We start from the raw sequence: 1,292 nt of genomic DNA, 5'->3' as shown, positions 1-1,292 counted from the left end.
TGCCGACGGCTGGCACTCCACCAGCCTGGGCGGTTCCATGACGGACAGCCCGGCGGCCTACTACGGCGGTGGTCAGCACCACATCTACGCACGTGGCACCGACGGCACCCTGTGGCACTGGTGGTACGCCGACGGCTGGCACTCCACCAGCCTGGGCGGGTCTATCACCGACAGCCCGACCGCGTACTACGCAGCCGGCCAACACCACGTCTACGTACGCACTCCCGGCGGATCAGTGTGGCATTTCTGGTACGACGGCGGCTGGTCCTCCGCGGGCCTCGGCGGTTCCATCACCGGTACTCCGACGTCGTACTACGCCGCCGGTCAGAACCACGTGTACGCCCGCGGCAGCAGCGCCACCCTCTGGCACTGGTGGTACACCGACGCCTGGCACTCCGCCGACCTCGGCGGCACCCTCTAGGCACATCTACCTCGTCAAATGTCCGATCTCGACGGCGGGGCGTTTGGCGGCAATGAAATTTGGCGACGGCGCGGGTCATCGGGGCCCGGGCGAATCCCGCATGGCGCGCATCGGGTCCACAGTGGATGACACCGTTGACAGCACCATGCGAGGTGAAGTGCCACCCGTATTGAGACATCCAAAAAGGGGGAGGAACTCAAAAGCAATGAAAACCTGGCGTACGTCCAGAGATCGTCGAACGCTGCTCCTGTCGCTTACCGCCGGAATCGTCACGGCATTTCTGGGGCTGGGGGCGCCTACCGCGGCAAATGCGGCGGATCCCTCCGGCTCTCAGCCTTTTGGCGGTGACGGTGAGGTAGGAGCAGTGACCGTCCTTGAAGCCGGGACCTCTCAGAACGGATGGCCGGCCAACTCCGATCCGGCAGCCATCGACGTCGCAAGCTTTCCCGTTCCCGGAACCAACCCGGCACGATCACTCAGGGTCCGTGACGGGGAAGTCAAAGCAATCCTGATTGGCCTCGCCGCCCGTTTCAACAGCACCGTCGAGCCGATCGGCCCGAACAGCGCTGGATACGTTTACCGTACCATCGAGGGCGAGACGGTACTGAGTAACCATGCCTCGGGTACGGCTATCGACCTGAACTGGGATGACCACGTGCGGGGCAGCAGCGGTACCTTCAGCGCCGAGCAGGTGGCGGCGATCCGACGCATCCTGGGCCTCTGCGGAGATGTTGTCCGGTGGGGTGGCGACTACCACAGCATCGTCGACGAGATGCATTTCGAAATCAATGTTCCGCCTGGCTCGTCGAGCCTCGCGACCTGCGCACAGGCAATGGGCACCACGGAGGCGATCGAGGTTTCGTCGTCCAGT

The 1,292-nt window shown here is 64.3% G+C and carries 1 protein-coding gene and 1 pseudogene; both read left to right on the top strand.

Going from position 1 to position 1,292, the window contains the following annotated elements; genetic code table 11:
- Positions 1-421: pseudogene (locus ODJ79_RS46550) on the top strand (hypothetical protein); the annotation flags it as partial.
- Between the two features lie 364 nt (positions 422-785).
- Positions 786-1,292: M15 family metallopeptidase (locus ODJ79_RS46545; RefSeq protein ID WP_263030180.1), on the top strand; the 507-nt coding region annotated here is incomplete at its 3' end.

Source organism: Actinoplanes sp. KI2 (assembly GCF_025630775.1).
In the GTDB taxonomy this organism is placed as follows: domain Bacteria; phylum Actinomycetota; class Actinomycetes; order Mycobacteriales; family Micromonosporaceae; genus Actinoplanes.
Note: the sequence above shows the minus strand (reverse complement) of the source record. Positions and strands in the feature narration are given on the sequence as shown.